The organism is Amycolatopsis sp. NPDC003861, assembly GCF_053605405.1.
Map to the genome: position 1 here is coordinate 1 of NZ_JBSGJD010000026.1, position 19,292 is coordinate 19,292.

The following is a 19,292-nucleotide window of genomic DNA, read 5'->3' on the forward strand; positions in this document are numbered from 1 at the left end:
GCGGCGGCGCGGCCGCGGTGGCGGTCAAGGGCGCGACGGGTGCCGAGGTGGCCGCCGACGCGGGCGTCGCGCTGCTGACGGTCGGGTCGGAAGCACGCTGGGAGCAGGTGGAATCGCTGGCCCGCGGTGTCGTCGAGGCGGCCCGCGCGGGCGGTGAGGCGGCCAGCGGCGAGGTCCTCGGCGACCTGTTCGCCCTGGCCCAGACGATCGCGACGCTCACCGGCGGCCTGGTCAGCATCGAGGACACGGCGAACCGCGTGCTCGCGTATTCGCGGGCGGGCGACGAGGTCGACGAACTGCGGCGGCTGTCGATCCTCGGCCGCGAGGGGCCGGAGCGCTACCTCGCGATGCTCCGCGAATGGGGCGTCTACCAGCGGCTTCGTGCCGGGGAAGGGATCGTCCGGATCGACGAGCGGCCCGAGCTGGGCATCCGCCGCCGCATCGCGGCCGGCATCCACGCGGGCCAGCAGCCGCTGGGCACGATCTGGGTCCAGGAGGGCGCGCAGCCGCTCACCGAGCGGGCCGAGACGGCGCTGCTCGGCGCGAGCCGCACCCTGGCGCCGCAGCTGATCCGGGCACGCACGCTGCCGAGCCCGGAGCTGCGGCTGCGCGAGGACCTCCTGGCGAGCCTGCTGGAGGGCCGGCTGGACGCGGAGTCCGTCGCCGACGACATCGGCGCGGACCCGGCGCGGCCGGCGCAGGTCTTGGCGTTTTCCCTGGAAAGGTCGGACAACCGGCAGCTGCGGCGGGCCGAGCTGGTCCACCTGATCGCCGTGCACACCGCGGCCTACCGGCGCAGCGCGCTGGTGAGCGTGATCGGCGGCCGCGTCTACGCGCTGCTGCCGGACCTGCCCGAGCACTCGGACGCGGCGGTGCTGGCGCTGGCCCGCGAAATCGCGGCAACGGCCCGCCGTCACCTGGACGTCCCGGTCCGCGCGGCCCTCGGCGGCGTGGTCCCCCGGCTGTCGGAGGCGGCGGCCTCCCGCGGCGACGCCGACCGCGTCCTGGCGGCGATGACACGCGGGCACTGGGCGGCGGACGTGGCGTCGCTGGCCGACGTCCGCGCCGAGGTGCTGCTCTCGGAGGTGCTGGCCTACCTGGGGTCGCAGCCGCGGATCCGCGACCCGCGGCTGACCGCGCTGGTGGAGCACGACACCGAGCACGGCGGCATCCTGGTCCCGGCCGTCCTGGCCTGGCTGAACGCGTTCGGCGACGTCCGCGCGGCGGCCCGGGTGCTCAACATCCACCCGAACACGGTCCGCTACCGCGTCCGGCGCGCGGCGGAGGTGTCCGGAGTGGACTTCGACGACCCGGCCCAGCGCCTGTTAACTCAGCTGCAGCTTCGGTTGTGAAGCTGCTAGCTTCGCGCGCGTGGATCTCTTCTCGCGCACGTGGGCGGCGTTGCGCGCCGCGGTCGCTTCCCTCCCCGCTTCGGCGTTTTCCCAGCCCTCGGGCTGCCGCGGGTGGCTGGTCCGGGACCTGGTCTGCCACCTGGTGATCGACGCGCAGGACGTGCTGATCACCCTCGCCACCCCGGCGTCCTCGGCGTTGACGCACGACGCGATCACGTACTGGGCGGTGTCGTCGTCGCTGCCTTCGGGTGAGGACCCGCTGTCGGCGCTGATCGTCCGCCTGGCGGCGGCGTACGAGGACCCGGAACTGCTGAAGTTCCACCTGGACGACGTGGGCGCGGCGGCGGGCCGCGCGGCGGACCTGGTGGACCCGGGAGAGCGGGTGTCGACCCAGGAGATGGTCCTGACGGCGGGCGATTACCTGTCGGCGTACGTGCTGGAGTGGACGTTGCACCACCTGGACCTGGTGGCGCACGTGCCGTCGGTGCCGGGCCCGCCGGCGGAGGGGCTGGCGCGGACCCGGGTGATGCTGGAGAAGATCGCGGGAGCGGAGTTCCCGGCGTCGTTCTCGGACACGGACGTCCTGCTGGTCGGGACCGGCCGGCGTGCCGCCACGGACGAAGAGACGGCTTCGCTGGACGAACTGGCCGCGCGGCTGCCGCTGGTGCTCGGGTGAGGCAGGGCGCCCTGCCTCACCCGGCTCACCTCACGCCCGCACCAGGCTGAACCGGCGCCGCTCGACGTCGATCTGCTCGATGCGGACCGACAGCCGCGTTCCGGCCTGCGGGGCTTCGTTCGTCACCAGCAAGCCGTGGATGCCGTCCGCGACTTCGACGAACGCGCCGAACGGCACCACCCGGGTCACGACGCCGTCGAGGACGCCGCCCTCGGCGTGGGCCGCCACGAACTCCTGCCATGGGGTCATGCGATTTCACCTCCTTCCCGCGCACGTCCCGATCAGGACAGTCGCGCGGAGGCGGCGGGCCGCGGGCCCGCCCGGAGGTCACGGCTCAGCCGGGTACCCCGTCTGCTCACGGCTCGAGGCCGACCCGGCAGTCACCCCGGGAACCATACCGGAATTCGCCGTCGAAATTCCCTGACCCGATATCCGCGGATCAGGAAATAGGCTCACACTGCCCCGCAAGTTCGGCGAGCGCGGCGAAAGAATCGAGCCGGGCGGATTGGTCGTGGGCGGCGGTCGTGGCGAGGATTTCGTCGGCGCCGACGAGCGCGACCAGCCTTCCCAGCCGCTCCTCGACCTCGGCCGGCGTCCCCCAGAGCTGACCGTCCACAGTCTCCTCGAGCCGCTTGCGTTCGCGATCGGTCATCGGCGCCGCGAGGACCTCGCCCGGCGGGTCCAGCGGCGGGAAGACGCCGTGGGAGCGCGAATACACCGTCGCCCAGGCTTCCGAGACGAGCAGCCGGCGCGCGGCCGCCGCCGAGTCCGCCACCGCGATCGCCGTCGACACCACCACGTACGGCTCGCGCGCCCACTCGGACGGCTGAAACCCGTCCCGGTACCGCGTCACGGCTTCGGCGAGGGCCGGTTCGCCGCGCACCGGGGCGATCACCAGCGGCAGCCCGAGCTCCGCGGCGAGGTCCGCGCCCGACCCGGTGGCCAGCAGGAACGGCGGCACACGCAGCCCCTCGGCCGGGTAGGCGTGCACCCCGCGGTGCTCGCCCGCGAAGAACCCGAGCAGCGCACGGACCTGCGCCCCGAAGCCGTCGGCCGCTTCCTTGCCGTGGCCCAGCGCTTCGCGAACGCCGGCGGTGAACCCGACGGACCGGCCGAGTCCCATGTCGATCCGGCCCGGGTGCAGCGCTTCCAGGACGCCGAACTGCTCGGCCACGACCAGCGGCCGGTGGTTCGGCAGCATCACACCCCCGGTCCCGACGCGGATGCGGCTCGTCGCCCCCGCGACGGCGGCGGCCAGCACGGTCGGCGCGGACCCGGCGACGCCCGGCACGCCGTGGTGCTCGGACACCCAGAACCGGTGGTACCCCAGCCGTTCGATGTCGGCGGCGAAGGCGACGGTGTCCCGCAGCGCCTGCGCGGGCCCGCGGTGCCGCCGCACGGGCGAACGGTCGAGCACGGAGATCCTCACGCCGGGTGCAACGCCCGGCGCCCGGCGGGATTCCCGTCAGGGACGCCAGCGCTCGCTGTACTCCGGGTGGTCGGCGTAGGGCAGGGCCAGCAGGCGCAGCGTCAGGCACCAGTTGGAGCCGGCCTCGTCGGCGGGCACGTGGCAGGTCTCACACCAGTATTCGCTGCCGTAGAGCGGAAAACCGGGCACCTTCTCCGACACCGTGGTGCGGTGGGCGAGCAGGATCCGCCGGGTCGCCTCGATCTCGTTGATCATCTGGTTGACCACGTCGAGTTCGAGATCGGTCAGCCCGCGGATCTTCTGCTCCACGGCGACCTTCGTCTCGCCGCGGTTCATCGCCTCGCCCGCCTTGGCCTTGTTGACGGCCTGCATGATCAACGCCTGCCGCGCGCCCACCCGCGCCGCGAGGAAAGCGATCAGGTCGTCCACGAACGGCCTCCTTCCTCGAACCCGCTCCCCGATGGCCCCGGGGAGTCGTCGATTCGGGACCGCACGTTACGCCGTCGGAGACCAAGATCGTGACATCGAGATCGGCCGTGCAACATTTGTGACCCGAAAGGCGACAGCGGGCGCTTGGGTGATCACTGCGCGTTCGGATTCGTTCTTTCGGCGGAACGCAATTGCCCCGCGTGATGCCCTATTCAGTGAGGACTGCCACGGCTGTGGTCGTGGTTACAGCTCGTGCCGGAAAACGGTCTCGTCCGTGTCACTCCGTAACGCCGGGCGCCGCCGCCGCGTCTGTCCCCGCAGCACAGTCACGGAGGTGGTCATGTCCGTTCCGGCTTCACCCGTCCCGCAGGTGCCGTACTTCCCGCCGGTCGCCCCGCGGCCCCCGCGCCGGAAGTGGCCGTGGGTGGTGGGGGTGCTGACCGTGCTGCCCGCCCTGGCCGCGGGCATCGTGCTGGCGCTCGCCTACAGCAAGAGCTCCGTCAGCCCGTGCCTGGACCGGTCGCAGCACGCCCCGTGCGCCGGCCCCGGCGGCACGTGGATTTCCGCCGATGGTGCCGCCCGGCCGCGTGATGCCGCCGCGCCCGCCACCACGAGCCCGTCGATCCCCGCGTTCGCCGTTCCGGCGACGACGGAACCCGCTCTGCCCGAACCCACGGCGAAGGACTACTCGGTCGACCTCGCCATCCAGTCCAAGCAGTGTTTCGGCTCGGCGGGGTGCAACGTGGTCGTCGAGCCGAAGCTCAACTTCCTCGGCGCGAGCACCTTGCTTTGGGAGTGCGACCTCACCTACAGCATCTCGGGCGACACGTCCGGCGAACTCATCGAGACCGCCTACGCCGAGGGCGGCAGCTCCTACCGCGTCTCCCGCACCAGCCTGACCACCAAGAACGGCAAGGTCGTCCCGCAGGCGACCGTGACGGCGGTCAGCTGCCGCAAGCCGTGAGGGTCAGTCGGGACGGGCCTTGCTCGGCTGGACCCGCTTCGGCTCGCCCGGCATCTTCGGGTAGTCCGGCGGGTACGGCAGGTCGCCCAGCCCGTGGTCACGCAGGTCGCGCTCGTACCACTCCAGCGCCGTCTCCAGCCCGAACGGCGTCTCGTCCATTGCCGCGTGCAGGTCGCCGTGCTCGTCCAGGAACGCCGGGATCGTCAGGACGTCGAAGTCGTCCGCGTCCACCTCGCCCAGCAGGTCCCACGTCACCGGCGTCGACACCGTGGCCCTCGGTGTCCCCCGAACCGACCATGCCGAAGCCACCGTCCGGTCCCTCGCCGCCTGGTTGTAGTCCAGGAACACGCGGCCGCCGCGCTCCTCCTTCCACCAGGAGGTCGTCGCCTTGGCCGGGATCCGGCGCGCCACCTCGCGGCCCAGCGCGATCACGGCGTGGCGGACCGCCACGAAGTCCCACTCCGGCCGGATCCGGACCAGGACGTGCACCCCGCGGCCGCCCGAGGTCTTCGGCCAGCCCGTCAGGCCCGCGTCCGCCAGGACCTCGCGGACCACCATGGCCACCTCGACCGCGTCCGCGAAGCCGGCCCGGTCCGGCGGGTCGACGTCGATGCGGAGCTCGTCCGGGTGGTCGGCGTCGGACCGGCGGACCGGCCACGGGTGGAAGTCGAACGTGCCCAGGTTGGCCGCCCACGCGAAGACCGCCGGCTCGGTCGGGCACACCTCCGCGGCCTTGCGGCCCGACGGGAACGTGATCTCGGCCGTCTCCACCCACGACGGCGCGCCCTTGGGCACGCGCTTGGCGTAGAACCAGTCGCCCTCGACGCCGTCGACGTAGCGCTTCAGCGTCGTCGGGCGCTCGCCGATCGCGCGCAGCAGCGGGGCGCCGACCGTGATGTAGTGCTCGACGACCTGCCGCTTCGTGATGCCGCGCTGGGGGAAGTACACCTTGTCGGGGCTCGAGACGCGGACCGTGCGCCCGCCCACCTCGTACTCGACCGGGTCACCGTTCTTGGGCATGCGGCCACGCTAGCGCCCGCAACCCCGCCCGGTAGGCTCGAACAGGTGTCCGGCCGCACCAAGCTGATCGTCGCGCTCGCCGTGCTCGCCGGGTTCGCGGCGGCCGCGGTGCTGCTGCCGATCCCCGGTCCGGCCGAGCTGCGGGCCTGGGCCGCCACCACCGGCCCCGCCACCCCGCTCGTCCTGCTCGTCGCCTACTCGCTGCTCACCGTGGCGCCCATCCCGCGGACGGTGTTCAACCTCGCCGCCGGCCTGCTCGTCGGCACCGCGGCCGGGATCGCGATCGGCCTGGTCGCCACCACCATCGCGGCCGGCCTCTCCTTCGGGCTGGCCCGGCTGCTCGGCCGCGACCTGGTCACCCGCCACCTGCACCGGTCCGCCGTCCGCACGGTCAACGACCGCCTCTCCGGCGGCGGCGTCCTCGCCGTCACGTCGCTGCGGCTGATCCCGGTGGTGCCGTTCGCCCCCTTCAGCTACCTCTGCGGGGTGTCCTCGGTGCGGCTGGTCCCGTACCTGACCGGTACGCTGCTCGGGAGCGTGCCCGGCACGGTCGCCGTGGTGGTCCTCGGCGACGCGCTGACCGGCGACACGCCGCCCGCGCTGCTCGCCTGTTACGGCGTGTTCGCGCTGGCCGGAGCGATCGGCCTGGTCAAGGTGTTCAAGAAGCGGGCACCGGCCGAACCGCAGCCCGCCGGACAGGCTGGCTGACGCGAAGAGCACGCGGCCGACCGCTACACTCGATCGGGTGCGCGAAGCGGTAACGCGCTGAGCAGGGCCACCACCACCGGGAATTTCGTCAGGAGCAGTCGCCATCGACACCGGTCAGCTGATCGCGGGGCACTACCGCCTCGTCGAGCACATTGGTAGCGGTGCCATGGGTGTCGTGTGGCGCGCGACCGACGTGCGCCTCGAACGCACCGTCGCGATCAAGCAGATCCTCCCGCAGCCGGGCGTCTCCGAGACCGAACGCGACAACATGCGTCAGCGCGCGATGCGCGAGGCCAAGAACGCGGCCCGGTTCCAGCACCCGAACGCCATCGTGGTGTTCGACATCGCCGAGCACAACGGCGACCCCTGCCTGGTGATGGAGTACCTCGACGGGCCCAGTCTCTCCACGATCCTGGCCGAGGAGGGCACGCTGCCGCTCGGCCGGGTGGCCCGGATCGGCGAGCAGGTCGCGTCCGCGCTGGTGGCCGCCCACCGCGCCGGGATCGTGCACCGCGACGTCAAGCCGGGCAACATCCTCATCGACCAGACCGGCACCGCGAAGATCACCGACTTCGGCATCTCCCGCGCGGCCGGCGACATGACGCTGACGGCGACCGGCCTGATCGGCGGCACCCCGGCGTACCTGGCGCCCGAGCTGGCCCGCGGCGCCGACCCGGTGCCCAGCTCCGACGTCTTCGCCCTCGGCGCCACCCTCTACCAGGCGATCGAAGGCACCACGCCGTACGGCAACACGACCAACCAGCTCGCGCTGCTCTACGCGGCGGCGAACGGCCAGATCAACCCGCCGGTGCAGGCGGGCGGGGCCACCGCGCTGCTGATGAGCCTGCTGCGCAGCGAGCCGGGCGAGCGGCCGAGCATGGCCGAGGCCCGCGAGCGGCTGGCCGCGCTGGCCCGCACCGAGCCCGGCGGCATGACGGCGTCCCCGCCGCTGCTCTCCGGCGGCGCCGGCCGCAAGCCCGCCGCGTCCACCGAAGACGGCGAGCGGCCGCCGTGGCAGCGGACGGCGAACAAGGCGCCCTCGTCCCCGCCGGTCGGCACGCCCGTGCCCGCGAACAAGGCAGCTTCGAACCCGCCGCGCCCGACGGCGGCGTTCATGCCGATGCGCTCCCCGGCCGCCCCGCCGAACACCCCGCCCAGACCGGTGCCCGCGGCCGCGCCGACGGCCAGGGCGCCCCAGTACTCGTCGAACACCCCGAAGCCGGACAACAAGCGCAAGTACGCGTTGTTCGCCGGCGCCGGCGCGGCGGTCGTCGTGGTCGCGGTGATCGTGTTCCTGGTCCTGAACTCGGGCAACGGCGGGGGCACGGGCAACAACCAGGCCGGCCAGACGCCGGGCAACCAGCCGACCACGGGCCACAGCTCGTCCAAGACCAACAGCCCGAGCAACTCGAACGCTTCCGCCGAGCTGGGCAAGACCAAGTCCGAAGGCCGGATCACCGCGATCGGGAGCACCGGCCAGCAGCTGGTCAACTTCTTCAACGCCCCGGCCGACAACTGGAACATGCTGACCCCGGCCGCCCAGGAGGTCTACGGCGACCAGCAGCAGTTCCAGCAGTACTGGGCGGAGAACAAGAAGAACGTCGGCTCGTTCAACACCGCCCGCACGGACGAGGGCGTGGCCGACGACGGCTCCGTGCAGATGTACCTCAACATCCTGAACGGCCGGCACAAGTTCCGGATGGTGATCGTCGGCGGGCAGACCCTCATCGACGCGAACACCAAGCTCGACGCGATTTCCGCCAGCCAGAGCTACTGAGACTTAACGCGCGTCCGGTGGGCTGACGAGCCCCGATGGCCTACCGTGGTGGCATGGCCGACGACGGAGCTTCGCTGCCGGGCCAGAATCCTCGCTTCCACGAGGACCTGGTCGGCCTGGACCCGTACGACCCGGAGGCGCGCGCGTTCGCCGAGCACCTCGACCGCATCGAGCGGTGCGGCCCGAACTACACCATCGAAGCCGCCCTCGACGGGGTGGCCGACTTCGCCGACTCCAGCAACCGGCTCGGCGGGCTGCGCTACTGGGTGTCCGCTCTGATCGTGGTGCTCATCGTGCTGGGCGTGATCGTGGCCGCATGGGACATCGTCGTGCACGCCCTCGCCTGGCTCGCGGCGTAACGTGGATCGGGTGAAAGGTATGAAACCCGTTGTCGGCGCGACCCCGCGCGTCGTGAAGTCCGAGCAGGAATGGCGGGCGCAGCTCAGCCCCGACGAGTACGCCGTGCTCCGCCAGGCGGGGACCGAACGGCCGTTCACCGGTGAGTACACCGACACCAAGACCACCGGCGTCTACGAGTGCCGCGCGTGCGGTGCCGAGCTGTTCCGCAGCGACACCAAGTTCGAGAGCCACTGCGGCTGGCCGTCGTTCTTCGACCCGGCGGATTCCGACGCCGTGCTGCTGCGCGAGGACCGCACCATGGGCATGAAGCGGATCGAGGTGCTCTGCGGCTCCTGCCACAGCCACCTCGGGCACGTCTTCGAGGGCGAGGGGTACCCGACCCCCACCGACCAGCGCTACTGCATCAACTCGATTTCGCTGAAGCTGGTCCCCGAGTCCTAAATCTCCCTTAAGCGAGCAACCCGCCGCCCTTCCTCGAACGTAGTCTCCGCACACGGACGAGGGAGGGCGGACTCATGACCGACACCTGGGGTATTCCCGGACCGGTGTTCGCGGGGCTCTACCTGGGCCTGCTGCTGGCGGTGGCGCTGTACGGCGCGGTTCGCGGCCGGCGGATTTCGCAAGGGGACGCCGGCAACGCGCCGGAGCGTCCCGAAGAGTTCGCCCTGCTGGCCGGCGGGCGGGACCGGCTCGGCGAGTTCGTCGTCGCGACGCTGCTGGAGGGGCAGTTCGTCCGCCTCGAAGGCACCGGCAAGCTGCACCGCATCCGCGGCACGGCCTCCGACGACCTCGGCCGCGCCGCCCTGGCGCGGATCGGCAAGACCGGGAACTGGTACGGCCGGGTCCGCGACGAAGTGGCACAGCACGCGTCGGTGACCGAGCTGGAGGAGAAGCTGGCCGCCCGCGGCCTGCTCACCGACGTCCGCGCGGTGCGGGCGGTCTGGGTGATCATGGCGGTGGCCTACGGCGCGCTGGCCGCCCTCGGCGTGCTCCGGCTGATCGCCGGGTCGGCGAGCGGGCACCCCGTCGGCTACCTGGTCCTGCTGCTGGTGCTGAACACCGTCGCGCTCATCGTCACCGCGATCTGCGCCGCCAACCGGCCGCGCGTCAAGATCACCGCCGCCGGCCGCGCCGCCCTGGAGAAGGCGCGCCGCGACGGCACGTTCACCACCGGGGCCGCGGGCACCGTCGCGTCCCAGGGCCTGAGCGCGCATCCCGACAAGGACGTCCGGCTGGCCGTCGGGCGGGCCGTGTCGCAGGCGGCCGCGCAGGTGTACCGCCGTCCGCGCCGGGCCGGCTGGGCGGCGGCCGGCGGAGCGGGCGCCGGTTACTACGGCGGCGGCTCGTGCAGCAGCGGCAGCTCGTGCGGCGGCGGGGGTGGCGGCTGCGGCGGCGGCGGTGGAGGGGGTTGCGGCGGTTGAAACGCCGACGCGAGCGCGTGCGTCTCACAGCTACGGTAACCGCGACGAACTGAGGGGAGACGGGCGATGACCGACCCGTGGGGCATCTCCGGACCGGATTTCGTGGTCCTCTACATCGCACTGCTCGGCGTGGTCCTGCTGATCAGGGTCATCGTGTCCGGCGTCGTGAGCAGCCGGGCGCTGCGGGCGGACGCCGTCGCGCCCGGCCCGCCGCCGACCGTCTACCAGCTCGCCTTCCTCGCCGGCGGCCCCGACCGGGCCGTCGACGCGGCGATCGCGGCCCTGGTCGAGCGCGGGCAGCTGCGCGTCAACAGCTACAAGCAGGTCAGCCAGGCCGGGAGGCGGCCGGCCGAGCCGCTGGAGCAGGCGGTCTTCGACGCGGCGCAGCTGAAGACGACGGCGACGCTGCGGGCGTACGGCCGCCAGTCGGCGGCGATGCGGGCCCTGGAAGAGGGCCTCGACCAGCGCGGGCTGCTGGCGTCGGCGGCCGCCAAGCGGCAGGCGCGGACGTTCGGGCTGCTCCTGCAGCTGGCCGTGCTGGTGTTCGGCGTGGCGCGGCTGGTCAACGGCATCGCGCTGGACCGTCCGGTCGGGATCCTGGTGTTCCTGGTGATCGTCGCGGCGGTGCTGGCCGTCGTGGCGGCGGTCCGCCGGTCGAAGACGGGCGCCCGGCAGCCGTCGGCGGCGGGCCACCGCCTGCTGGGCCAAGCCCGGGCCGCGGCGAGCGGGCCGGTCCCGGCCGGCATGCTGGCCGGCGGCGTCCTGCTCGGCGGGGCGGCGGCCGCGGTCGCCCTCGGCGGCTGGGCGATGTACCCGGACGAGGAGCTCAGCGCGGCGCTGGCCCCGCCGGTGACGTCCTACGGGGGCGGTGGCTCGTCGGGTTCGTCGTGCAGCAGCGGGTCGTCGTGCTCGAGCTCGTCGTGCAGCAGCGGTTCTTCGTGTGGTTCGTCGTGCGGCGGCGGAGGGGGTTGCGGTGGGTGAGCTGGGCATCGGGATCGGCTGGCGGCACGAGCTCGACCTGTCCATCGCGCGGCTGCCGGGCGTGGACTGGGTCGAGGTCGTCGCCGAGAACCTGCACGCCGACCACCTCCCGGAGACGCTGGTGGCGCTGCGCGAGCGAGGCTTGCCGGTGCTGCCGCACGCGGTCTCGCTGTCCCTCGGCGGGGCCGAGCCCCTGGACACCGGGCGCGTCCAGCACCTCGCGGAGATCGCGCGGGCGCTGGATGCGCCGCTGGTCAGCGACCACGTGTGTTTCGTGCGCGCGGGCGGGCTCGACTCGGGGCACCTGATGCCGCTCCCCCGCACCCGCGAGGCCCTGGAGGTGCTGGTGGCGAACGTGCGGCTGGCCCAGTCCATCGTGGACGTCCCGCTGGCGCTGGAGAACATCGCCGCGGTGCTCGACTGGCCGGACGCCGAGCTGACCGAGGAGCAGTTCCTCACCGAGCTGACCGAGCGCACGGACTGCCGGCTGATCATCGACGTCGCGAACCTGTACGCGAACGCCCGCAACATCGGCACGGACCCGGTGGCGTTCCTGGACGGCATCCCCTGGGAGAGGCTGGCGTACGTCCACATGGCGGGCGGCATCGAGCGCGACGGCGTCTACCACGACACGCACGCGCACCCGGTGCTGCCGGAGGTGCTGGCTTTGCTGACGGAACTCCGCCGCCGGACCGACCCGCCGGGCGTGCTTTTGGAGCGCGACGACGACTACCCGACCGACGACGAACTGGCGGCGGAGTTGGCGGCGTTGCGCACGGCGGTGGCGCGGTGACCCGCGCGGACCTGGCCCGGCGCCAGGCGGAGCTGCTGCAGGCACTGTTGGCCGACGGCCCGCCACCGCCGGGTTTCGACCCGGCCCGGCTGCGGGTGGAGGCCGGGGTGCTGCGGAGGAAGCACGGTCGAGTGCTGGCCTACCAGCGGCCCGAGCTGGCGGAGGCCCTCGGCGAGCGGTTCGGCCCGCTGTTCGCGCAGTTCAACACGGCCCGGCCGAAGAAGGCGACCGAGCGCTCAGGGGCGTACGCGGACGAGTTCGTGACGTGGCTGATCGAGGGCGGCCATTTGCCCAAACCGAAGCGGCGCCTGGTGGACCGCCTCCGGCGCCGCTGATCCACAATTCCGCCAGGCCTGCCCCGCCACCCCGAACGGCGCGCGGCCCGCAAAACCCGCACCCCACCCAGACCCGCCCCACCACCCCGATCCGAAGCCCGAACACGGCCGGTGGTGCCGGGTCAAGGCACGCTTTCCCGCCTTGACGCGGTACCACCGGCCGTAGTCACAATCCGGCTTCGGGGTGGTGGGCACCGCACCAAGACAACGTAAGCCGCACCTTCCGGTCGAAGCCCGGCAGACCGCTTCCGCCGCGCAGCAGCAGCCAACACTGCCGGCCCCCAGAGTGGGTGCTGCCTCAGGGCGTCCAGGTCGGTTTGTCGACTCCAGGCGGCCGCGTCCCGAACTCCCAGTGCGGCTGCGCGCCCGGCAGGCCGCCGGCCATTCGCACCCGCGTCATCCGCCCGTACCCGCTGTCCGCTTCCTCGAGCAGATCGCCGTAGTCGACGTCGGCCGAAGCCGAAGCCGAATCCTTGCGGCCCAGGGAATCCAGCCACCGGCCCGTTCCCGCCAACGAGAGCCGGGCCCGCCAGGTCCCGCCCTCGTCCACCTGCCGGCGCAACGCCGTCATCACCGCCGCCGCCGTGAGCCAGCCGGTGGCGTGGTCCAAGGCCTGGACCGGCAGCGGCGAGGGAGGATCGCCGAACGCCATGCCGCTCGACATCTGGACCAGGCTGTCGAACCCGCGCCGCCGGGCCCACGGGCCTTCCCAGCCGTACGCGCTCAGGTCCGCGATCACCAAGCCCGGCCGCAGCTCGGCCAGCTCCGCAGGCCCGAAGCCGATGCGCTCCAGCGCTCCCGGGCGGAACGACTGCACCAGCACGTCCGCCCGGCTGATCAGCTTCTTCAGCCGCGCGCGGCCGCCCTCGGTGTCCAGGGCGACGAACGCCGAGCGCTTGCCCTGGTTCGTGTCCCGCACCAGCGCCTCGACCCGCGGCAGGTGCGCCGCCCCGACGTGCAGGACGTCGGCGCCGTGCGCGGCCAGCACCCGGCCGGCCACCGGGCCCGCGAGGACGTGGGTCAGCTCCAGCACCCGGATGCCGCCCAGCGGCCGGTCCGAGTAGAACAACGTCCGCTTCGGCGCGTCGGCGACCGGGGACGCTGAAACCAGCGGCAGCGAAGCCACTGCCTGCCCTTGGGGATGCGCGGCCCAGTCCGCCGGCGACCGCAGCTCGGCGGCCGCTCCCCCGGCGGTGACGACGGCGTGCTCCACCTCGCGCGCCGGACGTCCGGCGACCGCCTTCTCGACGGCCTCGCGGGCCCCGGGCACGCCCAGGCCCCAGCACACCGCCGCTTCGTGACGCGGGTAGTTGCAGTGCAAGCGCACCCAGCCGTCGGCCGCGCGGTAGTCGCCCGACAGCGGTGCCCAGACGGGCTCGGCGCCGACGCCGTCCACCCGCAGCAGCTGCTCGCTCCGGAACGCCGCCGCCGCGTGGCGCGTGTCCGCCGTGACCACGCCGGGTTCGATGTCACGCACCCGGAGCATCTCGCCGGCCGCCAGGGTGGCCGCGGCCACCGAGGCCGTGGCGGCCGCCGCGACCCGGTACGGCCCGGGCAGCACGTCCTCGGTCCCGGTCAGCTCGAACGGCCCCGGCGAAGACCCGGTCAGGGTGTCCCAGACACCCTCGACTACGTCGCGCACTACGGGAGAGCCGCGACGAGCTCGGCGGGCGGCACGCGGGTGCCGGTGTAGAACGGGATCTCCTCGCGCACGTGCAGCCGCGCCTCGGTGCCGCGCAGGTGGCGCATCAGGTCGACGATCCGGTGCAGCTCGTCGGCCTCGAAGGCGAGGATCCACTCGTAGTCGCCCAGCGCGAACGACGCGACGGTGTTCGCGCGGACGTCCGGGTAGTCGCGGGCTTCCTTGCCGTGGTCGGCGAGCATCTTGCGGCGGTCGGCGTCCGGCAGCAGGTACCACTCGTAGGACCGCACGAACGGGTAGACGCAGATGTACTTGCGGGCCTCTTCGCCGGCCAGGAACGCCGGGATGTGGCTCTTGTTGAACTCGGCGGGCCGGTGCAGCGCGGTCTGGCTCCAGACCGGCGTCGACGCGCGGCCCAGCGGCGTCCGGCGGAACCCGGCGTAGGCGGCCTGGACCTGCTCGATCTCCTCGGCGTGCCACCAGATCATGAAGTCGGCGTCGGCGCGCAGCGCGGAGAGGTCGTAGACACCCCGCACGGTGACGCCCTTGGCCTCCAGGCCGTCGAGGTACTCGGTCGTCTCGCGCCCGGCCGCCCCGCGGTCCTCGCCCAGCCGTCCCGGTTCGATCCGGAAGACCGACCAGGTGGTGTAGCGGATGGTGTCGTTGAGCTCGTTGTAGTTGACCCGCGCCATGGCTCCATCCTGTCACCGCGGCGACGCGGCCGCCGCCACGGGTCAGGTGAGCGCACTCACGCGGACAGCTGCGCCGCGATCCGCTGTGCCGCCGCTTCCGCCGTCGCCACGCAGGCCGGCAGGCCGACGCCGTGCAGGGTCGCCCCGGCGATCGCCAGGCCCGGCACCTCCGCGACCGCCTTCTCGATCCGCTCGACGCGGTCGAGGTGCCCGGTGCCGTACTGCGGCAGCCCGCCGCCCCACCGCGTCACCAGCGTCTCGATCGGGGCCGCCGTGATGCCGGTCAGGCGGGCGAGGTCGTCGCGGACCACGCGCACGAGCTCGACGTCGTCGAACTGCAGTGCGCCCGGCTCGCCGAACCGGCCGACCGAGCCGCGGACCAGGACCGGGCCGGTGCCGAAGTGCGCCCACTTCCGCGAGGAGAAGGTGAAGGCCTTCGACGCGTACGGCTGGCCCGAAGCGTCGCTTTCGCCGGCGCCGATCAGGATTCCCGACGCCTCCGGGAGCGCCGTGCCGGGCGGCAGGGCCAGCGCCACGACCGCCATCGACGCCAGTTCGACCTCGCCGAACGCCGCCGACGCTGCCGGGACGAGGTCGGCCAGCAGCCGGCGGGCCGAGGGTGCCGGAACCGCGAGGACGACCGCGTCGGCTTCGAAGGTGTTGTCCGCCGGCGCGTGCGCGGTCGGTGCCGCGCCGATGCGCAGCCGCCAGCCGTCGCCGTGCCGCTCGATCTCGCACACCGGCAGGCCGGTGCGCAGCTCGGCGCCGGATTCCGCGGTGAGCCGGTCGATCACCGCGCCCAGGCCGCCCGGGACGGTGCCGAACACCGGCGCCGTCGACGGGTTCGCGGGCAGCTGGGCGGCGGCCGCCGCGGTCAGCGAGCCCGCGCCCGCCGCCAGCGCGGAAGCCAGGCCGGGCATGGTCGCGCGCAGGCCGAGACCGTCGGCGCCGCCCGCGTAGACCCCGCCGAGCAGCGGGTCGACCAGCCGGTCCACCAGTTCGTCGCCGAAGCGCTCGCGCAGCAGCGGCCCGAGCGGCACGTCCCCGCCCGGCAGCCGCAGTTCGGGCAGCGACGCCTCGGCCTCGACCGCCCGCCGTCCGGCCTCGGACAGCACGCCGGCCACCGACTCGGCGGACGCCGGCACGCCCATGACCGTGCCCGGGGGCAGCCCGGTGACCGCGCCGCCCGCGTGGATCTTCGCGCGCGCCTTCGTCGGGTTCACCACGTCGAGCCCGAGCTCGCGGACCAGGCCGAGCATCTCGGGACGGCGGACGAGGAAGGCCTCGGCGCCGACGTCGTAGGGCACGCCGGCGAGCTCGGCGGTGCGCAGTTTCCCGCCCGGCGCCGTCGTCTTCTCGAAGACGGTGATCACGGCGTCCGCGCCGAGCAGGCGCCGCAGCCGGTACGCCGCGGTCAGCCCGGAGACGCCGCCGCCGACGACCGCGACGCGCTTCACAGCTCGTGCACCAGCCCGACCACGCGGGTCAGCACGTCCGGGTCGACGCCCGGCAGCACGCCGTGGCCGAGGTTGAAGATGTGGCCGTCGGCCGCCTTGCCCTCGGCGACGATCCGCCGGACCTCGGCTTCGAGCACCGGCCAGGAGGCGTGCAGCAGCGCCGGGTCGAGGTTGCCCTGCACGACCGCGCGGCCGCCCAGGCGCCGCACGGCTTCGTCCAGGGGGATCCGCCAGTCGACGCCGACGACGTCCGCGCCCGCGTCCCGCATCGCGGAGAGGAGCTCACCGGTGCCGACGCCGAAGTGGATCCGCGGCACGCCGTACTCCGCGACACCCGCGAGGACCTTCGCCGAGTGCGGCAGGACGAACTCGCGGTAGTCCCGCTCGGACAGCGCCCCGGCCCAGGAGTCGAACAGCTGGACCGCGTCGACGCCGGCGTCGAGCTGCGCGCGCAGGAAGGTCAGGGCGACGTCGGCCAGCCGGCCGGCCAGCTCGTGCCAGAGCGCCGGGTCCGAGTGCATCAGCGCCTTGGTGTGCTCGTGGTTGCGGCTGGGGCCGCCCTCGATGAGGTAGCTGGCCAGCGTGAACGGCGCACCCGCGAAGCCGATCAGCGGGGTGTCGCCGAGCCGCTCGACGAGCAGCCGGACGCCGTCGGCGACCTTCGCAACCTGCTCGGGCTGGAGTTCGGGCAGGGCCTTCACGGCGTCGAGGTCGCGCACCGGCGCGGCGGCCACCGGGCCGGTGCCGGGCACGATGTCGATGTCGACCCCGGCGGCCTTGAGCGGGACCACGATGTCGCTGAAGAGGATCGCCGCGTCGACGCCGTGGCGGCGGACCGGCTGCAGCGTGATCTCGGCGAGCATTTCCGGGTCGAAGCACGCGTCGAGCATCGGCACGCCCTCGCGCAGCGCGCGGTACTCGGGCAGCGAGCGACCGGCCTGGCGCATGAACCAGACGGGCGTGCGCGCCGGGCGTTCGCCGCGCGCAGCGGCCAGGAACGGGGCTTCGGGCAGCTCGCGGCGGGCGGCCGGGGCGGCCGGGCGCGGCAGGGGCGTGGTCTGAGACATCGCCGTCAATCGTGCCACGAGCCGAGGCGGGCCCGTTCCTCGGCGCGCCTGCGCCCGCAACAGGCCGTGCCCGCCCTAAAGTCGAAGCGTGACCGCGATGACGCCAGTGCCCGAGCTCTTCCGCGAAGCAGTCGCGGCGCTGCAGTCCGTCCGGCCCCGCCGGGAGGTGCTGCTGGAGCCGATGCGCGCCCCGCAGCGGCTCGCCCCGTGGTCGTACGCGGTCAGCTGTGAAGTGGCGGGGCCGGCCGACGTGCTGGCCTCGGGCCGGCTGGTCCTGTTGCACGACCCGGACGGCCAGGACGGCTGGGACGGCGTGCTGCGCCTCGTCATGTACGTGCGCGCGGAGCTGGACCGGGAGCTGGCGACCGACCCGTTCCTACCAGCCGTCGGCTGGTCGTGGCTCACCGACGCCCTGGAGGTGTCCGGGGCGAACTGGAAGGCGCTGGGCGGCACGGTGACGGAGACGTCGTCGGCCCGCTTCGGCGACATCTCCGGCCCGGCTCGCACCGACGACCTGGAGCTGCGGGCGTCGTGGACGCCGACGGACGCCGGGCTGCTGCCCCACGGGCAGGCCTTCTGCCAGGTGATGGCGAGCGTCGTCGGCCTGCCGCCGGTCGGGGTGGCCCTGTTCGAGCAGCGTCAGGGCTCCTGAACCCGCGACACACGGCTGTCCGGGCGATCTTCGGCAACGAATCGGCAACGGCCGGTCGCCGAGCGTCGCCCCGGGACCACGACTTGTACGGATGTGAGCAAAATTCACGTCCGCTGAACGCCGTTCATTTCGTTATCGGGGCCTCAGGCGCCGCCTGACGCCCGGAACGGCCCGGATGACCTCGGAGCACCCCGGACAGCCCGCCGCGGTCCGTGAGGCCGTTTCACGTCTCCTCGTTCGTGACTCCCCGCGGTCACGCACCGCTACAAGATCAAATCGGGGATCCGAAGCCGTCGTCACCCTGCGACAGACACGGACAGTCACAGATCCCGGCCCCGACAAGCGGGCGCGAAGGCCCGCGGACACCTCCGAGCCGAGTTGATCAAGCCCCGGCCGGAGCCACTTTCCGAGGGTTGGGGGAGCCCATCCGGCCCCTCGTCACTAGGCGCACCGGAAGCTGCACGCCTCATCTGCACGGCCATTTGGGCGCCGGTAACTCCTTTGCATCGTGTTCACTGGGCTATCCGTTAGCAACCGGCCGTGTACTAGCCCGATCGTGTTACTACGAACCCACTGAGTGACTGTTCGTTTGAGATAGATACCCATTCGATCCCCCCGCAACGGCCTCAGGACGGCTACAGTGCCTTCGACGACACCACTTTCGGTCTAAAGCTGGCGCGGCTGAACGGCCGAAGGTCCCGGTGCCGGTCGGGGGGCACGACCGACTCCAGGGAGGTAGTGACGTGGCTACCGTCGGCATTTCTCAGGCCGTCCGATCCACGCCAGCCGGCGCGTTGCCGGCGAGCATGGTTCCGCACCCGCGGGAAGAGCTCTTTTCGGTACTGGTGGTCGATGACCACCCGCTGTTGAGGGAGGCAATCGCAGCAAGACTCGCACAGATGGGTGCGGGGACCGTCCACGAAGCCGCCACGGTGGCCGAGGCGAGGGCGCGAGCACAGGCCACCGGGCCTTGTGACCTGGCGATCCTCGATCTCGGACTGCCGGACGGCAGCGGCATCGAGCTGGTTACGGAACTCCGTAGCCACGGCTGGCCGCGCGTGGTCGTTCTCGCATCCTCGGACGACCCGTACGCGGTCCGCTCGGCCTTCCAGGCCGGGGCCCAGGCGTACCTGCTGAAGTCCGCGTCGCCGGTCGTGGTGACCGACGGCGTGCGGCGCGTGCTCGAGGGCGGCGTCTACGCCGACCCGAGCGTGGCTCCGGTGCTGGCCACCGGGACCCGCGTCGCGGGCACCGACAACACCCCGCGCGAGCTGTCCGCTCGTGAGGTGGAGGTGCTCCAGCTGGTCGCCGACGGGCAGTCCAACAAGGAGATCGGCGAGGAGCTTTCGCTCTCCGCCCTCACCGTCAAGTCCCACCTGTCCCGGATCGGGCGCAAGCTCGGCACGGGCGACCGGGCCCAGATGGTGGCGCTGGCCATGCGAGCCGGCGTGATCCGCTGACGCAAGCGAACAGCCCTGCGGGGCGGGCAGACCAGGCGCGGTATGCCCGTCCCGTAGGGTCGTCAACCATGGGAAGC

Annotated in this window: 21 protein-coding genes; 13 read left to right on the plus strand and 8 right to left on the minus strand. The window is 73.0% G+C overall.

Translation table 11 applies throughout. The features are described 5' to 3' along the window. A partial coding sequence (locus ACWEVN_RS09815) for a PucR family transcriptional regulator (RefSeq protein ID WP_452050945.1) occupies positions 1-1,352 on the plus strand: 1,352 nt, incomplete at its 5' end. Between the two features lie 19 nt (positions 1,353-1,371). Next, positions 1,372-2,028: a maleylpyruvate isomerase N-terminal domain-containing protein gene (locus ACWEVN_RS09820; RefSeq protein ID WP_452050946.1), complete on the plus strand. Its 657-nt coding sequence runs from the start codon at positions 1,372-1,374 to the stop codon at positions 2,026-2,028. A 30-nt stretch (positions 2,029-2,058) separates the two neighbouring features. Here the strand turns inward: ACWEVN_RS09820 and ACWEVN_RS09825 are convergent, their stop codons facing one another. From ACWEVN_RS09825 to ACWEVN_RS09835, 3 genes are all read right to left on the minus strand, one after another. After that, positions 2,059-2,277 (minus strand): S1 RNA-binding domain-containing protein, encoded by a 219-nt coding sequence (locus ACWEVN_RS09825; RefSeq protein WP_449683887.1) that lies wholly within the window; start codon positions 2,275-2,277, stop codon positions 2,059-2,061. 190 nt (positions 2,278-2,467) lie between these two features. Beyond that, a complete protein-coding gene (locus tag ACWEVN_RS09830) occupies positions 2,468-3,445 on the minus strand; it encodes an MsnO8 family LLM class oxidoreductase (RefSeq protein ID WP_452050947.1) in 978 nt (325 codons plus the stop codon). 48 nt (positions 3,446-3,493) lie between these two features. Continuing rightward, positions 3,494-3,886, minus strand: a complete 393-nt coding sequence (locus ACWEVN_RS09835) for a DUF6221 family protein (RefSeq protein WP_003068867.1) — start codon at positions 3,884-3,886, stop codon at positions 3,494-3,496. 340 nt (positions 3,887-4,226) lie between these two features. Between ACWEVN_RS09835 and ACWEVN_RS09840 the strand changes: the two genes are divergently transcribed. Next, positions 4,227-4,850, plus strand: coding sequence for a hypothetical protein (locus ACWEVN_RS09840; RefSeq protein ID WP_452050948.1), 624 nt, complete (start codon positions 4,227-4,229; stop codon positions 4,848-4,850). A gap of 3 nt (positions 4,851-4,853) precedes the next feature. On the opposite strand, the gene ACWEVN_RS09845 is transcribed toward ACWEVN_RS09840, so the two are convergent. Further along, entirely contained in the window at positions 4,854-5,870 is a 1,017-nt protein-coding gene (locus ACWEVN_RS09845) for a DNA polymerase domain-containing protein (RefSeq protein WP_452050949.1), read from the minus strand. Positions 5,871-5,915: 45 nt separating this feature from the next. Between ACWEVN_RS09845 and ACWEVN_RS09850 the strand changes: the two genes are divergently transcribed. The 8 genes from ACWEVN_RS09850 (at position 5,916) to ACWEVN_RS09885 (ending at position 12,245) form a co-directional block, all read left to right on the plus strand. Further along, positions 5,916-6,578, plus strand: coding sequence for a TVP38/TMEM64 family protein (locus ACWEVN_RS09850; protein ID WP_452050950.1), 663 nt, complete (start codon positions 5,916-5,918; stop codon positions 6,576-6,578). Between the two features lie 118 nt (positions 6,579-6,696). Continuing rightward, entirely contained in the window at positions 6,697-8,355 is a 1,659-nt protein-coding gene (locus ACWEVN_RS09855) for a protein kinase domain-containing protein (protein ID WP_452050973.1), read from the plus strand. A gap of 53 nt (positions 8,356-8,408) precedes the next feature. After that, the gene (locus ACWEVN_RS09860) at positions 8,409-8,714 is read left to right on the plus strand and encodes a hypothetical protein (RefSeq protein WP_205661049.1); all 306 of its coding nucleotides are present in this window, start codon (positions 8,409-8,411) and stop codon (positions 8,712-8,714) included. A 19-nt stretch (positions 8,715-8,733) separates the two neighbouring features. After that, positions 8,734-9,156 (plus strand): peptide-methionine (R)-S-oxide reductase MsrB, encoded by a 423-nt coding sequence (gene msrB / locus ACWEVN_RS09865; protein WP_086849491.1) that lies wholly within the window; start codon positions 8,734-8,736, stop codon positions 9,154-9,156. A 74-nt stretch (positions 9,157-9,230) separates the two neighbouring features. Next, positions 9,231-10,136, plus strand: coding sequence for a TIGR04222 domain-containing membrane protein (locus ACWEVN_RS09870; protein WP_452050951.1), 906 nt, complete (start codon positions 9,231-9,233; stop codon positions 10,134-10,136). Between the two features lie 66 nt (positions 10,137-10,202). Continuing rightward, positions 10,203-11,117, plus strand: coding sequence for a TIGR04222 domain-containing membrane protein (locus ACWEVN_RS09875; protein ID WP_452050952.1), 915 nt, complete (start codon positions 10,203-10,205; stop codon positions 11,115-11,117). Continuing rightward, positions 11,110-11,910 carry a DUF692 domain-containing protein gene (locus ACWEVN_RS09880; protein WP_452050953.1) on the plus strand — a complete coding sequence of 267 codons (801 nt, stop codon included), beginning with the start codon at positions 11,110-11,112 and terminating at the stop codon, positions 11,908-11,910. The genes ACWEVN_RS09875 and ACWEVN_RS09880 overlap by 8 nt, the downstream gene beginning before the upstream one ends. Next, positions 11,907-12,245 carry a hypothetical protein gene (locus ACWEVN_RS09885; RefSeq protein WP_449683879.1) on the plus strand — a complete coding sequence of 113 codons (339 nt, stop codon included), beginning with the start codon at positions 11,907-11,909 and terminating at the stop codon, positions 12,243-12,245. The genes ACWEVN_RS09880 and ACWEVN_RS09885 overlap by 4 nt, the downstream gene beginning before the upstream one ends. 298 nt (positions 12,246-12,543) lie before the next feature. Here ACWEVN_RS09885 and ACWEVN_RS09890 read toward each other — a convergent pair whose 3' ends face one another. Genes ACWEVN_RS09890 through hemE form a run of 4 tightly spaced genes read right to left on the minus strand, consistent with a single transcriptional unit; the run spans position 12,544 to position 17,103 of the window. Beyond that, a complete protein-coding gene (locus ACWEVN_RS09890; RefSeq protein WP_452050954.1) occupies positions 12,544-13,887 on the minus strand; it encodes a CoA transferase in 1,344 nt (447 codons plus the stop codon). Then, the gene (gene hemQ / locus ACWEVN_RS09895) at positions 13,887-14,579 is read right to left on the minus strand and encodes a hydrogen peroxide-dependent heme synthase (RefSeq protein WP_452050955.1); all 693 of its coding nucleotides are present in this window, start codon (positions 14,577-14,579) and stop codon (positions 13,887-13,889) included. Before hemQ ends, ACWEVN_RS09890 begins: the two co-directional genes overlap by 1 nt. A 56-nt stretch (positions 14,580-14,635) precedes the next feature. Next, entirely contained in the window at positions 14,636-16,036 is a 1,401-nt protein-coding gene (gene hemG / locus ACWEVN_RS09900) for a protoporphyrinogen oxidase (RefSeq protein ID WP_452050956.1), read from the minus strand. Next, positions 16,033-17,103: a uroporphyrinogen decarboxylase gene (hemE, locus tag ACWEVN_RS09905; protein ID WP_452050957.1), complete on the minus strand. Its 1,071-nt coding sequence runs from the start codon at positions 17,101-17,103 to the stop codon at positions 16,033-16,035. Before hemE ends, hemG begins: the two co-directional genes overlap by 4 nt. An 88-nt stretch (positions 17,104-17,191) precedes the next feature. Between hemE and ACWEVN_RS09910 the strand changes: the two genes are divergently transcribed. Then, a complete protein-coding gene (locus tag ACWEVN_RS09910; protein ID WP_449683874.1) occupies positions 17,192-17,755 on the plus strand; it encodes a DUF3000 domain-containing protein in 564 nt (187 codons plus the stop codon). Positions 17,756-18,498: 743 nt separating this feature from the next. Further along, positions 18,499-19,215, plus strand: coding sequence for a response regulator (locus ACWEVN_RS09915; RefSeq protein WP_033261886.1), 717 nt, complete (start codon positions 18,499-18,501; stop codon positions 19,213-19,215). The last annotated feature ends 77 nt before the right edge of the window (positions 19,216-19,292 follow it).